This window comes from Micromonospora sp. CA-248260 (assembly GCF_050942205.1).
Taxonomy (GTDB): domain Bacteria; phylum Actinomycetota; class Actinomycetes; order Mycobacteriales; family Micromonosporaceae; genus Micromonospora; species Micromonospora antibiotica.
On record NZ_CP192021.1, the window covers coordinates 1,616,764 to 1,633,509 of the forward strand.

A 16,746-nucleotide genomic window follows, 5' to 3' on the forward strand; every position below is an offset into this window, starting at 1 on the left:
TGGTCGACGCGGTGTCCGCACCCACCGACCCGGCCACCGGCTCCCGGCGGGCCGCTCAGTCCAACCGGCGTTCGACCGCGAGGCGGGACCGGGTCAACAGACCGGCACCGAGCATCGCCACCAGCGGCACCACCACCAGCACACCGAGGGTCTGCCAGGGCACCACCACCGGGTACGGCGACTGGGCCGGCCAGGTCTGCGCATACTGGCGGTTCATCGAGGTCAGGATGATCAGGGCGGAGCCCAGCCCGGCCGCGATGCCGAGCACCGAGCCGACCACGGCGATCACCCCGGCCTGGCAGAGAGACAGCACCCGGCGTACCCGGGGACTGGCCCCCACCGCGGCGAGCGTGGACAGGTCCCGGCGGCCCTCCGCCGCGGCGAGACCGGTTGCCACCCCGGCCGCGCCCAGGGTGATCATCCCGGCACCGGCGGCCAGCAACAGCAGCACCGGCCGCTGCTGCGAGCGGGGCGGACCCTGTTCGGTCATCACCGACACCGGCAGCAACGGCCGCAGGGCGGTGACCACCCGGTCGAGCTGTGCGGTGGTCGGCGTGGTCCGGGTGTCGACGGCGAAACCGGCCGGCTCCGTGCGCAGGCCGACCCGGGCGGCGGCGGCGGGGGAGAGCACCATCCGGTCGACCGGCAGCCCGTCGCGCAACAGGTGACCGGGGAGGGTGACGCTGGTCGCCACCGACGGGCGGGAGTCGCCGACCCACCGTTCGACCCGGACCGTCACCTGACCGTCGACCAGGTAACGGGGATCGGTCACCACCACGCCACCGGCGTGCAGCACGACGGCCGCCGCCGCCACCTCGGCCGCCGGCGCACCGCTGAGCACCCCCAGGACGGCGCCGTCGTCCACCATGGCGGGCAGGTAGAAGCCGCTGACGATGCGGACCGGCGGGACGCAGCGCGGGTCGGCCAGCGCCGCACGGCGGACCTCGGCCGTACCGTAGGACTCCGCGTCGTACGGGCAGGCCCGGTCCTCGGGCAGCACCGCCGTGACCGTGCAGTAGTCCTCCGGGCGTTGCGGGTCGACGCAGCTGGGCACCGCCACCGGCAGCACCGCGTCGGTGCCCAGCTCGGCCCGGACCCGCTCGGTGATCAGCGGTAACGGGGGCAGCGGGCCGGTGCCGTCCCGGTCGGCGCGCAGCAGCAACACCTGGCCCGGCGGCATCCCCGGTTGCCAGTCGGCCCGGTCGCGGGCGTCGTTGCTGGCCACGTAGACGCCCAGGGCGACGCTGCCGGCGACGGCGGCCATCACCGCGGAGATGGCCGGAGCGGCCGACGAGCGGTTGCGGCTGGCGTCGCGCAGCGCGATACGGGGCGCGGGCGGCAGCAGCGGACCGAGCCGGGCCAGCAGACCGATCAGTGCGGGCGTGCAGAAGACCAGGCCCAGCTCACCCAGGACCAACCCGGCGAGGATCACCGGGCTGTCGCCCCTCGCGGCACCCAGCGCGGCGGCCCCGCTGCCCAGCGCGGTCAGCGCCACCCCGAGGAGCAGCCAGCGGCGGCGGTGCGGGGGTGCGGTCCGGCGACCGGCCAACCCGGCCGCCACGTCCTGCCGGGCCGCGGCCAGCGCCGGGGCGAGCGCGGCCAACACCCCGGCCAGCACCGCGACCGCCGAAATCGCGACGAGCGCCGCCGGGAAGACCCGGTAGCCCCCGCTGCGCGCCCCCAGCAGGTGCTCCTCGACCAGCGACCGACCGGCGAGCGCGGCGGTGACCCCGAGCAGCAGCCCGCACGCCGCCCCGAGCCCACCGAGGACCACCCCGTCGGCGAGCACGATCCGCCGCAGGTGCACCGGGTCACCGCCGGCCACCGCGACCAGCGCCAGGTCCCGCCGCCGCCGCCGGACCCCCACCGCGAAGGCCGGGCCGACCAGCAGGACGACCTCCAGCAGACCGAGGCCGCCGACCAACACCGTGTTGCTCGCCAGCACCGGATCGGGCAGGTTGAGCGTCGACCCGTCGGGGGACCGGGCACCCGGCACCGGGTCCCGGGCGCTGACCAGGATGCCGTGCGCGTTGAGCCGGTCCACCAGCGCGGCGTCCAACGGGCCGGGAAGGTCGACCAGCCAGCTCTCGTCGTAGCTCCGCCCGTCCCGGGACGACCCGGTCGGCGTCAGGGCGGCGATCTCCCCGAGCTGGTCGGGAAACTCCACCACACCGACCACCCGCCACCGGCGGGTGCCGTCGGCCGCGTCGACCGACCCGCCCACCCGTACGCCCATCCGGGCGGCGGCCTGCGCGCTGACCGCGACCTCGTCGGGTGCGGTGGGGACCCGCCCGGACCGCAGGCGCACCATCGAGCGGGCCAGCGGGTCCGTCAGGTCCAACGCCCGCCCGTCGATGGTCCTGGTCCGGTCGCCGATCCGCACCTCGAACGGCACCCACCAGGTGACCCGGCTGGCCCGGCTGCCGGCCGGCAGGAGCGCCTCGACCTCCGCCCGACCCACCGGCCGTTCCCGGGCCACCAGGTCACCCGTGCGGGCCCAGTTCGTGTCCCCCCGGGAGTCCTGGTGGAGCGGGTTCTCCGCCACCCAGTGCAGCTCGACGTCGGCGGCACCGACCCGCTGGACGAAACTCTCCTCCGGGGTGAGCTCGGCCATGTCGTAGGTGACCGCGACGAAGCTCAGCACCAGTACCGGCAGCGCGATCATCGTCAGCACCAGCGCGGTGCGCCCCCGTGCCCGCCAGGCCTCCCGCCGGGCGATCCGCAGCGCGGCCCGCCAGGACCCGAGCGTCCCGGCGAGCCGACCGGGCAGTCCCACCGGGCCCCCCGCGTCGGGGTGGGCCGGCCGGGTCGCTCTGCCGGCTCCTGCCGGCCGGGCCGGGTCGTCGGGGTGAGCCGGGTTCTCGGGGTGAGCGGGCCGGGCCGGGTGAGCGGGCCGGGCCGGGTTGTCAGGCCGGGCCGGGTGAGCGGGGCGGGCCGGGCTGTCGGGGCGGGCCGGGTGAGTGGGGCGGGCCGGGTCGTCGGGCCGGGCCGGTGGGGTGCGGGCGGACAGGCCGTCGGGGCCGGAGGGTCCGTCCGGATGGGGCGGGGCGCTCACCGGCCGATTCCGGAGAGCAGGTGCTCGACCCCGGCCAACGGCGCGGTGGAGTCGACCATGACACCGTCGCGGAGGAAGACCACCCGGTCGGCCCAGCCCGCGTGCCGGGCCTCGTGGGTCACCAACACCCCGGCCGCCCCCGCGTCGACCCGGCGGCGCAGCAGGTGCAGCACGGCCTCCCCGGTCTGCGAGTCCAGGGCCCCGGTCGGCTCGTCGGCCAGCACCAACCGCCGCTCACCGACCAGCGCCCGCGCGATCGCCACCCGCTGCTGCTGCCCCCCGGACATCTGGTCGGGGAAGCGCGCACCGAGCCCGCCCAGGCCGACCTCCTCCAGTGCCGCCAGGGCCGCCCGCCGGGCCTGCCGTACGCCGACCCCGTCGAGTTCCAACGGGAGGGCCACGTTCTCCGCGGCGGTGAGGCTGCCGAGCAGGTTCAGATCCTGGAAGACGTAGCCGATCCGGCGACGGCGCAGCCGGGCCAGCCCCCGCCCGTCGAGCGTGCCGAGGGCCTCCCCCTCGACCAGTACCTCCCCGCCGGTCGGCCGGTCGAGCCCACCGGCCAGGGTGAGCAGGGTCGACTTGCCCGAGCCGGAGGGACCCATCACGGCCACCAGCTCGCCCGGTCGTACGGTGAGGCTCACCCCGCGCAGCGCGTGCACGGCGGCCTCCCCGCCCCCGTGGGTGCGGTGGACGTCGCGCAGTTCGAGCACCGCGCCGTCGTCCGGGCCGGTCACCGGTGTGCCTCCTCGTCGGCCCGCTCCACCACCTCCGGCGGTGACCCGCTGCGGGCTGTGGGGGCCGCCGGCCGGTGCCGGACCAGGCTGGTCTCGCAGTGGTCGAGCCAGCGGATCTCCGCCTCGGCCTGGAACATCATCGCGTCCAGCACCAGTCGCCAGGGCAGGTCCTCCGGCCGGTCGCTGGTGTACTTGAGCCGGGTCAGCTCCTGCAACGTGCGCATGGTCGCGCCACGCTGGGTCTGCACCACCGCCCGCACGTCCACCCCGGGGGTGGTCAACGCCAGGGCCAGCTTGATGGACAGCTCGTCGCGGGGGCGGTCGTTGCGGCTGATCGGGGTGACGAACCACAGCGCCAGGTCCGCCCGCCCGGCGTCGGTGATCTCGTACGGCCGCTGCCCGCCCTCGTGCTCGGGCAGCGAGCGGACCAGGCCGTCGCGTTCCAGCCGGTTGAGGGTGGTGTAGACCTGACCGATGTTCAGCGGCCAGGTGGAGCCGGTCGACTCCTCGAACGCGGCCCGGAGCTGGTAGCCGTACATCTGGCCGCGCTCCAGCAGGGCGAGCAGGCCGTGACGGATGGACATGCGACGGAGTATGCATACCCCGTATGCGGACCGCAACCGCAGGGTACGGGCGGTGGGTCAGGTGGGACTGCCGGGGAACGGGACGGTCAGTGGGGTGAGGCCCGCGCTGCGCCGCCAGCGGGTGGCCCGTACCGCGCAGTCGGTCAGCGCGTTGAGCGCCCGGGTGCGGTCCGCGCCGGTGGTGACCGGCAGCGCCGCCCGCCAGAACGCCGCGGTGCGCTCCTCCACCTGCACCGCCAGCCGCAACGCGGCGGCCCGGTCGGTGACCGGGAACGGCAGGGCGTAGCCGGCCTGGTCGGGGGGGACGGTGCCGCCGGTGGCGCTGAGCTGGAGCACCAGCGCGTCGCGTCGGGACCGGTGGGCCGCCTCGGCGGTGCGGGCCGCCCGCCGGTCGGCGTCGGTGAGTCGTACCCCGATCGGGCCGTAGGCGTAGATCGCGGCGTACTCGGCGGCCAACGCCCCGGCGAGCGCGTCGCCGGGGGTGGCGGGGGCGGTGCGGCGGTTCACTTCAGTGCCTCCAGGTGGGTGGCCCGGGCGGCGGCGATCGAACCGAGCAGTGCGGCCCGGTCACCCGGCGCGGCGGCGCACGCCTTGGCCGCGTTGTCCCGGCCGCTCTGCTCGGCGGTCCGCAACCCGGCCAGGAGGGCGCTGCGGGTGCCTTCCCCGGCGCTCGGAGCCGGTGTCGCCGGACCGGACGGCCCGGGGCGGCCGATCAGCCGGCGCAGCTCGTCGGCGTGCGCCGTGTGCGCGTCGGCGATCGGGGTGAGCCGGTCGGCGAGCCCCGGGTCGGCGGCGATCGCGGCCCGGTGCCGGGCGGCCAGTGCCCGGGCCTCGTCCGCCAGGGGTTCCAGCGGGTCGGACGGCGGGCTGGGCTCGTCCCGGTCGAACAGCGCACAACCGGTCAGCGGCACCGTGGCGGCACCGACCGCCAGAAGTGCGCCGGAGCGCAGCACCGTACGTCGGGATTGCCCCGTTCCGTCGGGTTGTGTCGTCGTTCTGCCCGTGGCCACCGGACAAGTCAACACCATCCGCGCCGACCGCCGGGCGACCGCCGTCGGTGCGCCGCCGGGGCCGCCGTCCCGGCGGCGCGTTACGCTCTGCGCAGCCACCGGCGCTGCCGCCCCGGTGGCGTCCCGGCGTGCCGGTCCGACGACCGCAGCCGACCAGCAGAAGGGTGCCCAGATGACGCAGCGTGGCCGTGCCACCCGGCCGACGGCGCCGGCGGGACGATCCCGTCGCACCGACGGCGCCCGGGGCGGGGACCGTGCGGGCGCATCCCGGGGCGACCTGGCCGCCCGGCGTACCAGATTGCGCGACGTGATCGCGCCGGTGGTCACGGAGGCGGGCTACGACCTGGAGGACGTCTCCGTGTCCCGGGCCGGCCGGCGGCACGTGGTCCGGGTGATCGTGGACGCCGACGGCGGGATCAACCTGGACGCCGTCGCGGACGTCTCCCGGGTGGTCTCGGCGGCGTTGGACGCGGCCGAGGAGTCCGGCGGGGACATCGTGGCGGGGGAGTACCAGCTGGAGGTCAGCTCCCCCGGGGTGGACCGCCCGTTGACCCTGCCCCGGCACTGGCGACGCAACGCCGGCCGGCTGGTGAAGGTGACCGTCCGGGTCGAGCGGCCCGACGCGCAGCCCACGGTGGACCGTCAGGTCACCGGCCGGGTGGTGGCGGCCGACGACGAGCGTGTGGTGCTGGAGACCGAAGCCGGCCGGGCGGAACACCGCTACGCCGAGCTCGGCCCCGGCCGGGTGCAGGTCGAGTTCAACCGCCTCGACGAGATCGACGAGGCGGACGAGTTCGACGGCGCCGACGAAGACGACGAGATCGGCGACGACGAACACGCCGCCGACGATGACGACGATGATGTGGAGGACGAGGAGAGGTGAACATCGACCTCGCGGCGCTGCGCGCACTGGAGCGCGAGCGGGAGATCCCGTTCGACACGATCCTCGCGGCGATCGAGACCGCGTTGCTGACCGCCTACCGGCACACCGACGGCGCCGAGTCGCACGCCCGGGTGGAGATCGACCGTAAGAACGGGGCCGCCCAGGTCTACGCCCAGGAGCTGGACGACGACGGCAGCGTGGTGCGGGAGTGGGACGACACCCCGCACGACTTCGGCCGGATCGCGGCGATGACCGCCAAGCAGGTGATCCTCCAGCGGTTGCGGGAGGCCACCGACGAGGTGCACTTCGGTGAGTACGTCGGCCGCGACGGTGACCTGGTCACCGGAGTGGTGCAGGCGCACGAGGCGCGCAGCGAGAAGGGCATCGTCAGCGTCGACCTCGGCAAGCTGGAGGGTGTGCTGCCGCAGTCCGAGCAGGTGCCCGGCGAGCGTTACCACCACGGCGAGCGGATCCGCTGCGTGGTGGTGCACGTGACCAAGGGGATGCGTGGGCCGCAGATCACCCTGTCGCGGTCCCATCCGGCGCTGGTGAAGAAGCTCTTCGCGTTGGAGGTGCCGGAGATCGCCGACGGCACGGTGGAGATCGGGGCGATCGCCCGTGAGGCAGGTCACCGCACCAAGATCGCCGTGCGCTCCACCGTGCAGGGCGTGAACGCCAAGGGGGCCTGCATCGGCCCGATGGGCCAGCGGGTCCGCGCCGTGATGAGCGAGCTGCACGGCGAAAAGATCGACATCATCGACTGGTCGGACGACCCGGCGGCGTTCGTCGGCAACGCGCTCTCGCCGGCCAAGGCGCTGCGGGTCGAGGTGGTCGACCTGGCCACCCGGACGGCCCGGGTGACCGTCCCGGACTTCCAGCTCTCCCTCGCCATCGGGCGGGAGGGGCAGAACGCCCGGCTTGCTGCGCGTTTGACCGGTTGGCGGATCGACATCCGGTCGGACGCGGAGCAGGCGGGGCCCGGCGGTCGGGGCGGTGCCGAGTCCGTCTCGGAGCCGGGCGGAGCGATCTCGGGCGGCTAGGGGTAGACTTCTTCCAGTGGTACGACGCGCGCATCCGGAACGCACTTGTGTGGGTTGCCGGAAACGTGCGCCGGCCAGCGAACTGCTGCGGATCGTCGCGGTCGGTGACGAGGATGGTCACAGTCTCCGACCTGATCCGAGCCGCAGTCTGCCGGGTCGGGGAGCGAACATGCACCCGGATCCGGCCTGCTTCGCGCTGGCGGTGCGGCGTCGCGTCTTCGGGCGGGCGCTGCGACTCACCGAGGTCCCTGACCACGGTGCCGTCGCGGAGCACGTCGATGCGTCAACCACTACGTCCGGTCAACCCGACCGGGCGAGGGTCGCTAGCAAGGTAGGACGACCGACATGAGCACACGATGAAGTCCCTGAAATGACCAGGCTTCAAGTGCACGAGTGAGGTCGCTGCGGGTGCTGCCCGCACGACCTCGGAGTGAGGAGTGCAGTGGCAGGTAAGGCCCGCGTACACGAGCTTGCTAAGGAGCTCGGGGTCGAAAGCAAGACAGTGCTCGCCAAGCTGAAGGAAATGGGCGAGTTCGTGAAGTCCGCGTCCAGCACCGTCGAGGCGCCCGTCGCCCGACGTCTGCGTGGCGCATTCGTCGCGTCCGCCGGTGGTTCGTCGGCACCGTCCGCTCCGGCGGCGGCCCCGAGCCCGGCACCGACCCCGACGCCGTCCCCGACCCCGGGCGCCCCCCGGGTCTCGGCCCGGCCGATGCCGCCCCGGCGGCCGACCGCGCCGACCCCTGGACCGAAGCCCAAGGGCCCGGTCCCCGGCCCGCCGCAGCCGGTGACTCCGGTCGCCAAGCCGGCGAGCGCACACGACATCGAGGTGGCGGCCGCCGAAGCGCGCGCCGCCGCGCTGAAGGCCGAGCAGGAGGCGGCGGTCAAGGCCGCCCAGGCCGCCCGGCAGCAGCAGCGGGACAACGTCCGACGGGAGCCCCCGACCGAGGGTGGTCCCCGTCCGGGTCCGCGTCCCGGTCCGAACGCCGTACCGCCGCGTCCGGGTACCCCGGCCGCCGGTCGTCCGGGTGGCCCTCCGGCCGGCCCGGGTGCCCGTCCCGGCGGTCGTCCGCCGGCGCGCGGTGCCGGTAACAACCCGTTCGGCATCCAGGGTGGCCAGCAGCAGCGGCCCCCGGCCGCCGGTGGTGGCGGTCCCCGGCCGAGTCCGGCCGGCATGCCGCCGCGTCCGAGCCCGGCCTCGATGCCGCCGCGTCCGAGCCCGGCCTCGATGCCGAGCCAGCGGCCCACCACGGGTCGCCCCGGCGGCCCCGGTGGCGGTCGTGGTGGCCCCGGCGGCGGCGCCGGTCGTCCCGGTGGCGGTGGCGGTGGCTTCCGCCCCGGTGGCGGTGGCGGCGGCGGTGGCGGCTTCCGTGGCGGTCCCGGCGGCGGCGCTGGTGCCGGCGGCGGTGGCTACCGTGGTGGCCCCGGTGGCGGCGGTGGCGCTCCCGGCGGCGGTTTCCGCCCGGGTGCCCCGGCCGGTGGCGGTGGTCGTCCCGGTGGCGGCGGTCGTGGCCGTGGCGGCGGCGCCGCGGGTGCCTTCGGGCGTCCGGGTGGTCGGCCGACCCGTGGTCGCAAGTCCAAGAAGCAGCGCAGACAGGAGTTCGACAACCTGTCGGCTCCGACCATGAGCTCGGGTGCCCCCCGGGGTCAGGGTCAGGTCGTCCGGCTCTCCCGTGGCGCCTCGCTGTCGGACTTCGCCGACAAGATCAACGCCAACCCGGGTTCGCTGGTCCAGGAGATGTTCAACCTGGGCGAGATGGTCACCGCGACCCAGTCCTGCTCGGACGAGACCCTGTTGCTGATCGGTGAGCACCTCGGTTTCGACGTGCAGATCGTCAGCCCGGAGGACGAGGACCGCGAGCTGCTCGCGCAGTTCAACATCGACCTCGACGCCGAGGTCGCGGAGGACCGGCTGGTCAGCCGTGCGCCGGTGGTGACCGTCATGGGTCACGTCGACCACGGTAAGACCAAGCTGCTCGACGCGATCCGCAAGGCGAACGTGGTGGCCGGCGAGGCGGGTGGCATCACCCAGCACATCGGCGCATACCAGGTCCACGTTCCGCACGAGGGCATCGACCGCGCGGTGACCTTCATCGACACCCCGGGCCACGAGGCGTTCACCGCCATGCGTGCCCGTGGTGCCCAGGTCACCGACATCGTGGTGCTGGTGGTGGCGGCCGACGACGGCGTCATGCCGCAGACGATCGAGGCGCTCAACCACGCCAAGGCGGCCGACGTGCCGATCGTGGTCGCGGTCAACAAGGTCGACAAGCCGGAGGCCAACCCGGACAAGGTCCGCCAGCAGCTGACCGAGTACGGTCTCGTCGCCGAGGAGTACGGCGGCGACACCATGTTCGTCAACGTGGCGGCCAAGCCGGGCATCGGCATCGACGAGCTGCTGGAGGCGGTCCTGCTGACCGCCGACGCGTCGCTGGAGCTGACCGCTCCGATCGACGGGCCGGCGCAGGGTGTGGCCATCGAGGCGCACCTGGACAAGGGTCGCGGTGCGGTGGCGACGGTGCTGGTGCAGAAGGGCACCCTGCGGGCGGGCGACTCGATCGTCGCCGGTGGGGCCCACGGCCGGGTCCGCGCCATGCTCGACGAGAACGGCAACCAGGTCGCCGAGGCCGGTCCGGCCCGTCCGGTCCTGGTGCTCGGTCTGACCGCGGTGCCGGGTGCGGGTGACACCTTCCTGGCCGCCGAGGACGACCGCACGGTGCGGCAGATCGCCGAGCAGCGGCAGGCACGACGGCGGGCGGCGTCCTTCGCCAACTCCCGCGGCCGGGCCACCCTCGAGACGCTCATGGAGCAGCTCAAGGAGGGCGAGAAGACCTCGCTCAACCTGGTGCTCAAGGGCGACGTCTCCGGTTCCGTGGAGGCCCTCGAGGACGCGCTGTTCAACCTCGACATCCCCGAGGAGGTCCAGCTCAGGATCATCCACCGGGGTGTGGGTGCGATCACCGAGAGCGACGTCATGCTCGCGAGCGCCTCGTCCGAGGCGGTCACGATCATCGGCTTCAACGTGCGGGCCGCCAACAAGGTCCGTGAGATCGCCGACCGCGAGGGCGTGGAGATCCGGTACTACACGGTCATCTACCAGGCCATCGAGGAGATCGACGCCGCGCTCAAGGGGCTGCTCAAGCCGGAGTACGAAGAGGTCGAGCTGGGCAGCGCGGAGATCCGCGACGTCTTCCGCTCGTCCAAGATCGGCAACATCTCCGGTTGTATCGTCCGGTCCGGCATCATCCGCCGCAACGCCAAGGCGCGGCTGCTGCGGGACGGGGCGGTCGTGGCGGACAACCTCACGATCAGCTCGCTCAAGCGGTTCAAGGACGACGCGACGGAGGTCCGCGAGGGCTTCGAGTGTGGTCTGACGCTGGCCGGTTTCAACAACGTCCAGGTCGGCGACACCATCGAAACCTTCGAGATGCGGGAGAAGCCGCGCGCCTGATCCGAGGCTGACAACAGTGCTCAAGGGGTTTACGCCACCCGGCGTAAACCCCTTGAGCATGTCCAGGGGGCTTCCGTAACGTCCTGGACGATGTATACCGGAACCGCACTCTTCGACCTGCTCCTGCCCGGCGACTCCCGTTCGCTCAAGGCCAAGCGCTCCTACGTCCGGCCCATCGTGGCCGCGCTGCGCCGCTTCGACGTGTCGGCGGCCGAGGTGGGCGCGCTCGACCTGCACGGTCGGGCCGAGATCGGGGTGGCCGTGGTGGCTGCCGAGGCGGCCCATGTCCGCGAGGTGCTCGATTCCTGCGAACGCCTCGTCGCCGCCCGCCCCGAACTGGACCTCCTCTCCGTCCGCCGCACCCTCCACACCCCCGAAGACTGACCCACCCCTCCCTCCCGCCCGGGCTCCCCACCCCCACCCGGGCTCCCTCCAGGTCCGCCTGTCCCCGGTGATCAAGAGGTTTGCGTCAGCTTTGATCTCCAGGCTGACGCAAACCTCTTGATCACCGGGGTGGGGCGGGGTGGGGCGGGGACGGGGTGGGGCGGGGACGGGGTGGGGACGGGGCGGGGGTGGGGGCGGGGTGGGGCGGGCGGGTGGGGGTGGGGCGCGGGTAGTGTTCGAGATGTTGGGGTGGTTGGGTTCGGTGGGCTTCGGCGTCGCCGTTCCGGCTGCGGTGGGAACGCCCTGGAGGTGGGGGACATGTCTGATCCGGCCAAGGTTCGCCGGCACGCCGAGCGGATTCGCGAGCTGGTCGCTTCGGTGGTGCGGAGCCAGATCAAGGACCCCCGGCTCGGGATGATCACCATCACCGACGCCCGGATCACCGCCGACCTGCGCGACGCCACCGTCTTCTACACCGTGCTCGGCGACGCGACGGCCCAGGCCAGCACCGCCGCCGCGCTGGAGAGCGCGAAGGGGATGTTGCGCAGCACCGTCGGGAAGGCCCTGGGGCTGCGTCACTCGCCCTCGCTGACCTTCGTCCTCGACGACGTGCAGGACCAGGTCAAGCAGATCGACGACCTGCTCGCCCAGGCCCGGCACGCCGACGCCGAGGTGCAGCGGTTGGCCGCCCAGGCGAAGTACGCCGGTGACGCCCAGCCCTACCGGGTCGACGACGACGAGGACGATGACGTCGACGACGAAGCCGCCGACGCCGACGCCTCGACGACGGACCGGCGGTGACGGCCGCCCCGGACACGGCCGGTGAGCTCCGCGTCGGGTCGCCGTCCGCCGGCCCCGGCGAGGACGACTGGGCTGCCGCCGTCGCTGCGGTACGCGGCCTGCCGGCCGACGCCCGGGTGCTGCTGATCTGTCACGTCAACCCGGACGGCGACGCGCTGGGCAGCATGCTCGGCTTCGGGCTGGGACTGCGCCGGCTCGGCGTACGCCGGTTGCAGGCCACCTTCCCGGGGCCGCCCGAGGTGCCGGAGCCGTTCCGCTGGCTGCCCGGGATCGACCTGTTGGTGCCGGCCACCGAGGCGTACCCGGATCCGGATCTGGTGGTCTGTTTCGACGCCGCGAGTGAGTCGCGGCTCGGTGACCTGGTGGACCGGCTCGACACCGCCGGCACCTCGGTGGTCCTCGACCATCACGCCTCGAACACCGGCTTCGGTGCGGTGCACCTGGTGGACCCGACGGCTGCGGCCACCTCGGTCGTGGCCGAGCAGTTGCTCACCCGGCTCGACGTGCCGTTGGACGCGGAGATCGCGGCCGGCCTCTACGTCGCGTTGACCACCGACACCGGCTCGTTCCGGTACGCGGCGACGACGCCGGAGGTGCACCGGCTCGCCGCCCGGCTGCTCGCCACCGGCCTGCGCCCCGGTGACATCTCCCGCGAGGTCTTCGACACCCGGCCGTTCGGCGCGGTCCGGCTCTTCGGTGAGGTGCTGGGCCGGTCCCGGCTCGAACCGGAGGCCGCCGCCGGGCACGGTCTGGTCTGGACCCACGCCACCCTCGACGACCTGGACCGCCACGACCAGCGGCCGTACGTGCTGGAGTCGCTGATCGACTCGGTGCGCTGCACCGCCGAGGCGGACGTCGCGTGTGTGCTCAAGCAGGTCGGGCCGCACGCGTGGGCGGTGTCGATGCGCAGCAAGGGTGCGGTCGACGTCAGCGCGGTGGCGGTGGCGCTGGGTGGCGGAGGTCACCTGTTCGCCGCCGGATTCACCGGGCAGGGCGACGTCGACCAGGTCATCGCCCTGATCAGGGCGGAGTTGGGCGGGGCGTTGACCGCAGGTCACGGCGACGCCGACGGGTGTCGGTCTTCCCGCACGGGGTGAGCCCGGGGAGAATCGGACGATGGAGCAGCCGCACGAGATCGCCGTGGACGTCTCCCGCACCTGGGACCGGCCGGTGGTCACCGTGCCGGTGCTGGCCTGCCTCTCCCTGGTCGGCGGGCAGTTCCCGTCGTTTTCCGCCCAGGCCAACCTCTGGACGTTGGGCACCGGCGGCGCGCTGATCTGGCTCGGCCTCGGCAACCGGGTGCAGCGTCGGCCGGCACCACGCCGGTTGGGCCGGGGCACCGCCTGGTGGCTGCTCCCGGCGGCGCTGTTCGGGGTGCTGGAAGGCGCCACCTTCGTCATGGCGGTCGGGGACGAGTTCCCCACCCTGTCCCGGCTGGCCGACCCGCTGCTGGAGGACGAACTGGTCCGTTCGGCGGCCTGGTTCGCCTGGCTGGCCGCCTTCTGGGGGCTGGTGCGCCGGTGATGCGTACCCTCGCCATCAGTGGCTTCCTGACCTCCCTGGTGCTCTTCGCGGTGGTCGAGTGGGCCTCCCGCCGGGAGGGCTCCCGGATTCCGTCCCTGGGCGACGTCTGCGCCTACGTGATGCGGTACGAGGTGGGCCCGGTGCCGGTCGGCCGGATCGGGTTGTTCGGATTCTGGTGGTGGCTGGGCTGGCACTTCCTGGCCCGCTGAGCACCACCGTCCGCCGCCCGCCCGCCCTCCGCACATCTGTCGATGGGTCTCTTCGCCGGCACCCGCGCGACGTGTGTCCCTGCCGGCACGACGTGCGTCGCTGTCCGCGCGCGGCGGACCGTCCGTTTCCGGCCGCCCGGGGTGGCTGCCGTGGCGTCCAGATGACGGGAAGAGTGGACACCATGTGGAAAGTAAACGTTAACTTGGGAAAGGCCGACGTCGCGTCGCGACGCAGGTCGTGGGCGGTGGTGCCACACCCGGTGCCGCCTCCCTCCAGGGTCTGACCGACCCGGGCTCAACGCTGCCAGGCGAGCCGCTCCGGTGATCCCGGGCCGCCTTCCCGGCGCTCAGCAGGACCGCCCGTAGGGCCACCTGTCCCGGTGGTCCGCACCCTGGAAGGACACCGCCATGGCGACCAAGCCCAAGACCGAGACGACCGACGAGGCCCGCGAGCAGATGCGCCGCGCGCTGCAGACCTCGATGGACACCCGTCAGTGACGCTGCCGCCCCGGCGGTGACCCCACCGCCGGGCGGACTCTTCGCCCGCCCGGGCCCGCCCGGTCGAGTGGCACCGCCGTCCGTTGCCCGGGCCCGCCCGGCGCGGTGCCGGGGTGTCCGCCGGGCGGGTCCGAGGGGACGGGTGCCGGGGGCGGGTGCCGGGCCACCTCCGCCGGCCAGCCTTCGGTAAGTGTTGGCGGGGATTGCGTTCCTTACCGGCGGCGTGTCAGGATCGGCGGCGATGAGCCAGTCCACTCCTACCGCCACCGCGCTCGCCTCACCGCGCCGGATCGCCACCCTCGCCCTGCCCGCCCTGGTGGTGCTCGCGGCCGAGCCGCTCTACGTGCTGGTCGACACCGCCGTGGTGGGGCACCTGGGCCGGGTTCCGCTGGCCGCGCTCGCCGTCGGCGGCACGGTGCTGACCCTCACCGCCTGGCTCGGCACCGTGCTGGCGTACGGCATCACCGGGCGGGTGGCCCGACGGTTCGGTTCCGGTGACCGGGCCGCGGCGCTGGCCGAGGGCGTCCAGGCTTCCTGGCTGGCGCTCGGGGTGGGCGTCCTGCTGGCCGTCGGCATGCAGTTCGGCGGGGACGCGCTGGCGCGTACCCTCGCCGGTGGTGGTGGCGAGGTGGCCGACGCCGCCGGGCAGTGGCTGCGGATCGCGGCCCTCGGCGCACCCGGCCTGCTGCTGGCCGCCGCCGGCAACGGCTGGCTGCGCGGCATCCAGGACATCCGGCGGCCGCTGCTGTTCGTGCTCGGGCCCAACCTGCTCTCCGCGCTGCTCTGCCCGCTGCTGGTCTACCCCGCCGGGCTGGGCCTGCCCGGTTCGGCGGTGGCCAACGTGATCGCCCAGACCGTCTCGGGTGGCCTCTTCGTCGGCGCGCTGCTGCGGGAGCGGGCCGACCTGCGGCCCCGCCCGGCCCTGATCCGCCAGCAGCTGGTGCTCAGCCGGGACCTACTCATCCGGGGGGTCGCCTTCCAGGCCAGCTTCCTGTCCGCCACCGCGGTCGCCGCCCGGTTCGGCGCCGCCGCCGTGGGTGCCCACCAGATCGCCCTGCAACTGTGGTTCTTCACCGCCCTGCTGCTCGACGCGCTGGCGATCGCCGCGCAGGCGTTGATCGGCGCCGCCCTGGGCGCGGGCGACGCCGCCGGGGCGCGCGCCCTGGCCCGGCGGTTCGCGCTGCTCGGTGGGGTGTGCGGGGTGGGCTTCGCGGTGCTCATCGCGGCCGGGGCCGGCGTCGTGCCGTCGCTGTTCAGTTCCGATCCCCAGGTGCGCGGCCAGGCGATGGTGGCCTGGCCGTGGTTCGCGGCGATGCAGCCGTTCGCCGGGGTGGTGTTCGCCCTCGACGGCGTGCTGATCGGTGCCGGCGACGTCCGCTACCTGCGCGACCTGACCGTCGTCGCGGCGCTCGGCGGTTTCCTGCCGTCGATCTGGTTCTCCTTCGCTTTCGACCTCGGGTTGGGGGGCATCTGGGCCGGCCTCACCCTGTTCGTGATCATCCGGCTCGTCGGGGTCCTGCTGCGGCTGCGTTCCGGCCGGTGGGCGGTGGTCGGCGCGGTGCGCTGACCCGCCACGGCCGGCTGGCCGTCCGGCATTGTGCCGTGCGGTGGCGGGCGGGGTGGACCCGTCTGGCAGGCTTGGCGGTCGTGAACGGTGACGGTCTGATCGTGGTCGACAAGCCCGGCGGCATGACGTCGCACGACGTGGTGGCACGCATCCGCCGGTTGGCCCGCACCCGCCGGGTCGGGCACGGCGGCACCCTCGACCCGATGGCCACCGGGGTGCTGGTGATCGGGGTGGGCCGGGCCACCCGGCTGCTGACGTACGTGATCGGGGCGGGCAAGAGCTACACCGCGACGGTCCGGCTCGGCCAGGCCACCGTCACCGACGACGCCGAGGGCGACGTGCTCACCGCCACGCCCGCCGGGGAGCTGACCGACGCCGCGATCCGGGCCGCGTTCGGGCCGTTGACCGGTGAGATCGACCAGGTGCCCAGCGCGGTCAGCGCCATCAAGATCAACGGGGAGCGGGCGTACAAGCGGGTCCGGGACGGCGAGAGCGTCGAGCTGCCCGCCCGCCGGGTCACCGTCTCCCGGCTGGACGTGTCGGCGATCCGGCGGGACACCCCGGACGTGGTCGACGTCGACGTCGACGTCGACTGCTCGTCCGGGACGTACATCCGGGCGCTGGCCCGCGACGCCGGCCGGTCACTCGGCGTCGGCGGGCACCTCACCGCGCTGCGGCGCACCGCTGTGGGCAGTTTCACCCTCGCCGAGTCGGCCACCCTCGAGACCCTGGAACAGCGCGCGCCCGAGGTGGTCAACCTGCCCCTCGACACCGCCGCCGACAGGTACTTCTCCCGTCGGGAGGCCACCGCCGACGAGGCGAAGGTGCTCTCCCACGGTGGGCCGCTCGACCCGGTCGGCATCGCCGGGCCGTACGCCGTCTTCGGACCGGACGGTGGCGTGATCGCTATCGTCAGCGAGCGGGACGGCCGGGCCCGCGCGGAGATCGTGCTCGCCCCGGCCTGACCGGGCCGCCGGCCGGTCCGGTCGGACGGTGCGGCGGGAGTGGG

Annotated in this window: 16 protein-coding genes; 11 read left to right on the forward strand and 5 right to left on the reverse strand. The window is 74.1% G+C overall.

Annotation, left to right across the window (positions count from 1 at the left end):
* Positions 1 to 55 precede the first annotated feature (55 nt).
* The 5 genes from ACQP2H_RS07465 to ACQP2H_RS07485 form a co-directional block, all read right to left on the reverse strand.
* The gene (locus ACQP2H_RS07465) at positions 56 to 2,776 is read right to left on the reverse strand and encodes an FtsX-like permease family protein (protein WP_433231785.1); all 2,721 of its coding nucleotides are present in this window, start codon (positions 2,774 to 2,776) and stop codon (positions 56 to 58) included.
* A gap of 275 nt (positions 2,777 to 3,051) precedes the next feature.
* Positions 3,052 to 3,789 (reverse strand): ABC transporter ATP-binding protein, encoded by a 738-nt coding sequence (locus ACQP2H_RS07470; protein WP_208569300.1) that lies wholly within the window; start codon positions 3,787 to 3,789, stop codon positions 3,052 to 3,054.
* Positions 3,786 to 4,373 carry a PadR family transcriptional regulator gene (locus ACQP2H_RS07475; RefSeq protein WP_088645558.1) on the reverse strand — a complete coding sequence of 196 codons (588 nt, stop codon included), beginning with the start codon at positions 4,371 to 4,373 and terminating at the stop codon, positions 3,786 to 3,788. Before ACQP2H_RS07475 ends, ACQP2H_RS07470 begins: the two co-directional genes overlap by 4 nt.
* Before the next feature lie 57 nt (positions 4,374 to 4,430).
* Positions 4,431 to 4,880 (reverse strand): ferritin-like domain-containing protein, encoded by a 450-nt coding sequence (locus tag ACQP2H_RS07480; protein ID WP_208569301.1) that lies wholly within the window; start codon positions 4,878 to 4,880, stop codon positions 4,431 to 4,433.
* A complete protein-coding gene (locus ACQP2H_RS07485; protein ID WP_433233478.1) occupies positions 4,877 to 5,326 on the reverse strand; it encodes a hypothetical protein in 450 nt (149 codons plus the stop codon). The genes ACQP2H_RS07480 and ACQP2H_RS07485 overlap by 4 nt, the downstream gene beginning before the upstream one ends.
* Positions 5,327 to 5,555: 229 nt before the next feature.
* Between ACQP2H_RS07485 and rimP the strand changes: the two genes are divergently transcribed.
* From rimP to truB, 11 genes are all read left to right on the forward strand, one after another.
* Positions 5,556 to 6,266, forward strand: a complete 711-nt coding sequence (rimP, locus tag ACQP2H_RS07490; protein WP_219468451.1) for a ribosome maturation factor RimP — start codon at positions 5,556 to 5,558, stop codon at positions 6,264 to 6,266.
* Positions 6,263 to 7,306, forward strand: coding sequence for a transcription termination factor NusA (nusA, locus tag ACQP2H_RS07495; protein ID WP_208569304.1), 1,044 nt, complete (start codon positions 6,263 to 6,265; stop codon positions 7,304 to 7,306). The genes rimP and nusA overlap by 4 nt, the downstream gene beginning before the upstream one ends.
* Before the next feature lie 16 nt (positions 7,307 to 7,322).
* A complete protein-coding gene (locus ACQP2H_RS07500) occupies positions 7,323 to 7,655 on the forward strand; it encodes a YlxR family protein (RefSeq protein ID WP_208569305.1) in 333 nt (110 codons plus the stop codon).
* Between the two features lie 93 nt (positions 7,656 to 7,748).
* Positions 7,749 to 10,754, forward strand: a complete 3,006-nt coding sequence (gene infB / locus ACQP2H_RS07505; RefSeq protein WP_433231792.1) for a translation initiation factor IF-2 — start codon at positions 7,749 to 7,751, stop codon at positions 10,752 to 10,754.
* Positions 10,755 to 10,844: 90 nt separating this feature from the next.
* Positions 10,845 to 11,138: a DUF503 domain-containing protein gene (locus ACQP2H_RS07510; protein ID WP_208569307.1), complete on the forward strand. Its 294-nt coding sequence runs from the start codon at positions 10,845 to 10,847 to the stop codon at positions 11,136 to 11,138.
* Positions 11,139 to 11,456: 318 nt separating this feature from the next.
* Entirely contained in the window at positions 11,457 to 11,939 is a 483-nt protein-coding gene (gene rbfA, locus ACQP2H_RS07515; protein ID WP_219468455.1) for a 30S ribosome-binding factor RbfA, read from the forward strand.
* Complete coding sequence (locus tag ACQP2H_RS07520; protein ID WP_219468458.1) at positions 11,936 to 13,036, forward strand: DHH family phosphoesterase; 1,101 nt, start codon at positions 11,936 to 11,938, stop codon at positions 13,034 to 13,036. Before rbfA ends, ACQP2H_RS07520 begins: the two co-directional genes overlap by 4 nt.
* 19 nt (positions 13,037 to 13,055) lie before the next feature.
* The gene (locus ACQP2H_RS07525; protein ID WP_219468461.1) at positions 13,056 to 13,463 is read left to right on the forward strand and encodes a hypothetical protein; all 408 of its coding nucleotides are present in this window, start codon (positions 13,056 to 13,058) and stop codon (positions 13,461 to 13,463) included.
* Positions 13,463 to 13,672 (forward strand): DUF6186 family protein, encoded by a 210-nt coding sequence (locus ACQP2H_RS07530; protein ID WP_208569311.1) that lies wholly within the window; start codon positions 13,463 to 13,465, stop codon positions 13,670 to 13,672. The genes ACQP2H_RS07525 and ACQP2H_RS07530 overlap by 1 nt, the downstream gene beginning before the upstream one ends.
* A 739-nt stretch (positions 13,673 to 14,411) precedes the next feature.
* Complete coding sequence (locus tag ACQP2H_RS07535) at positions 14,412 to 15,737, forward strand: MATE family efflux transporter (protein ID WP_208569312.1); 1,326 nt, start codon at positions 14,412 to 14,414, stop codon at positions 15,735 to 15,737.
* A gap of 80 nt (positions 15,738 to 15,817) precedes the next feature.
* A complete protein-coding gene (truB, locus tag ACQP2H_RS07540; protein ID WP_219468467.1) occupies positions 15,818 to 16,702 on the forward strand; it encodes a tRNA pseudouridine(55) synthase TruB in 885 nt (294 codons plus the stop codon).
* Positions 16,703 to 16,746 lie beyond the last annotated feature (44 nt).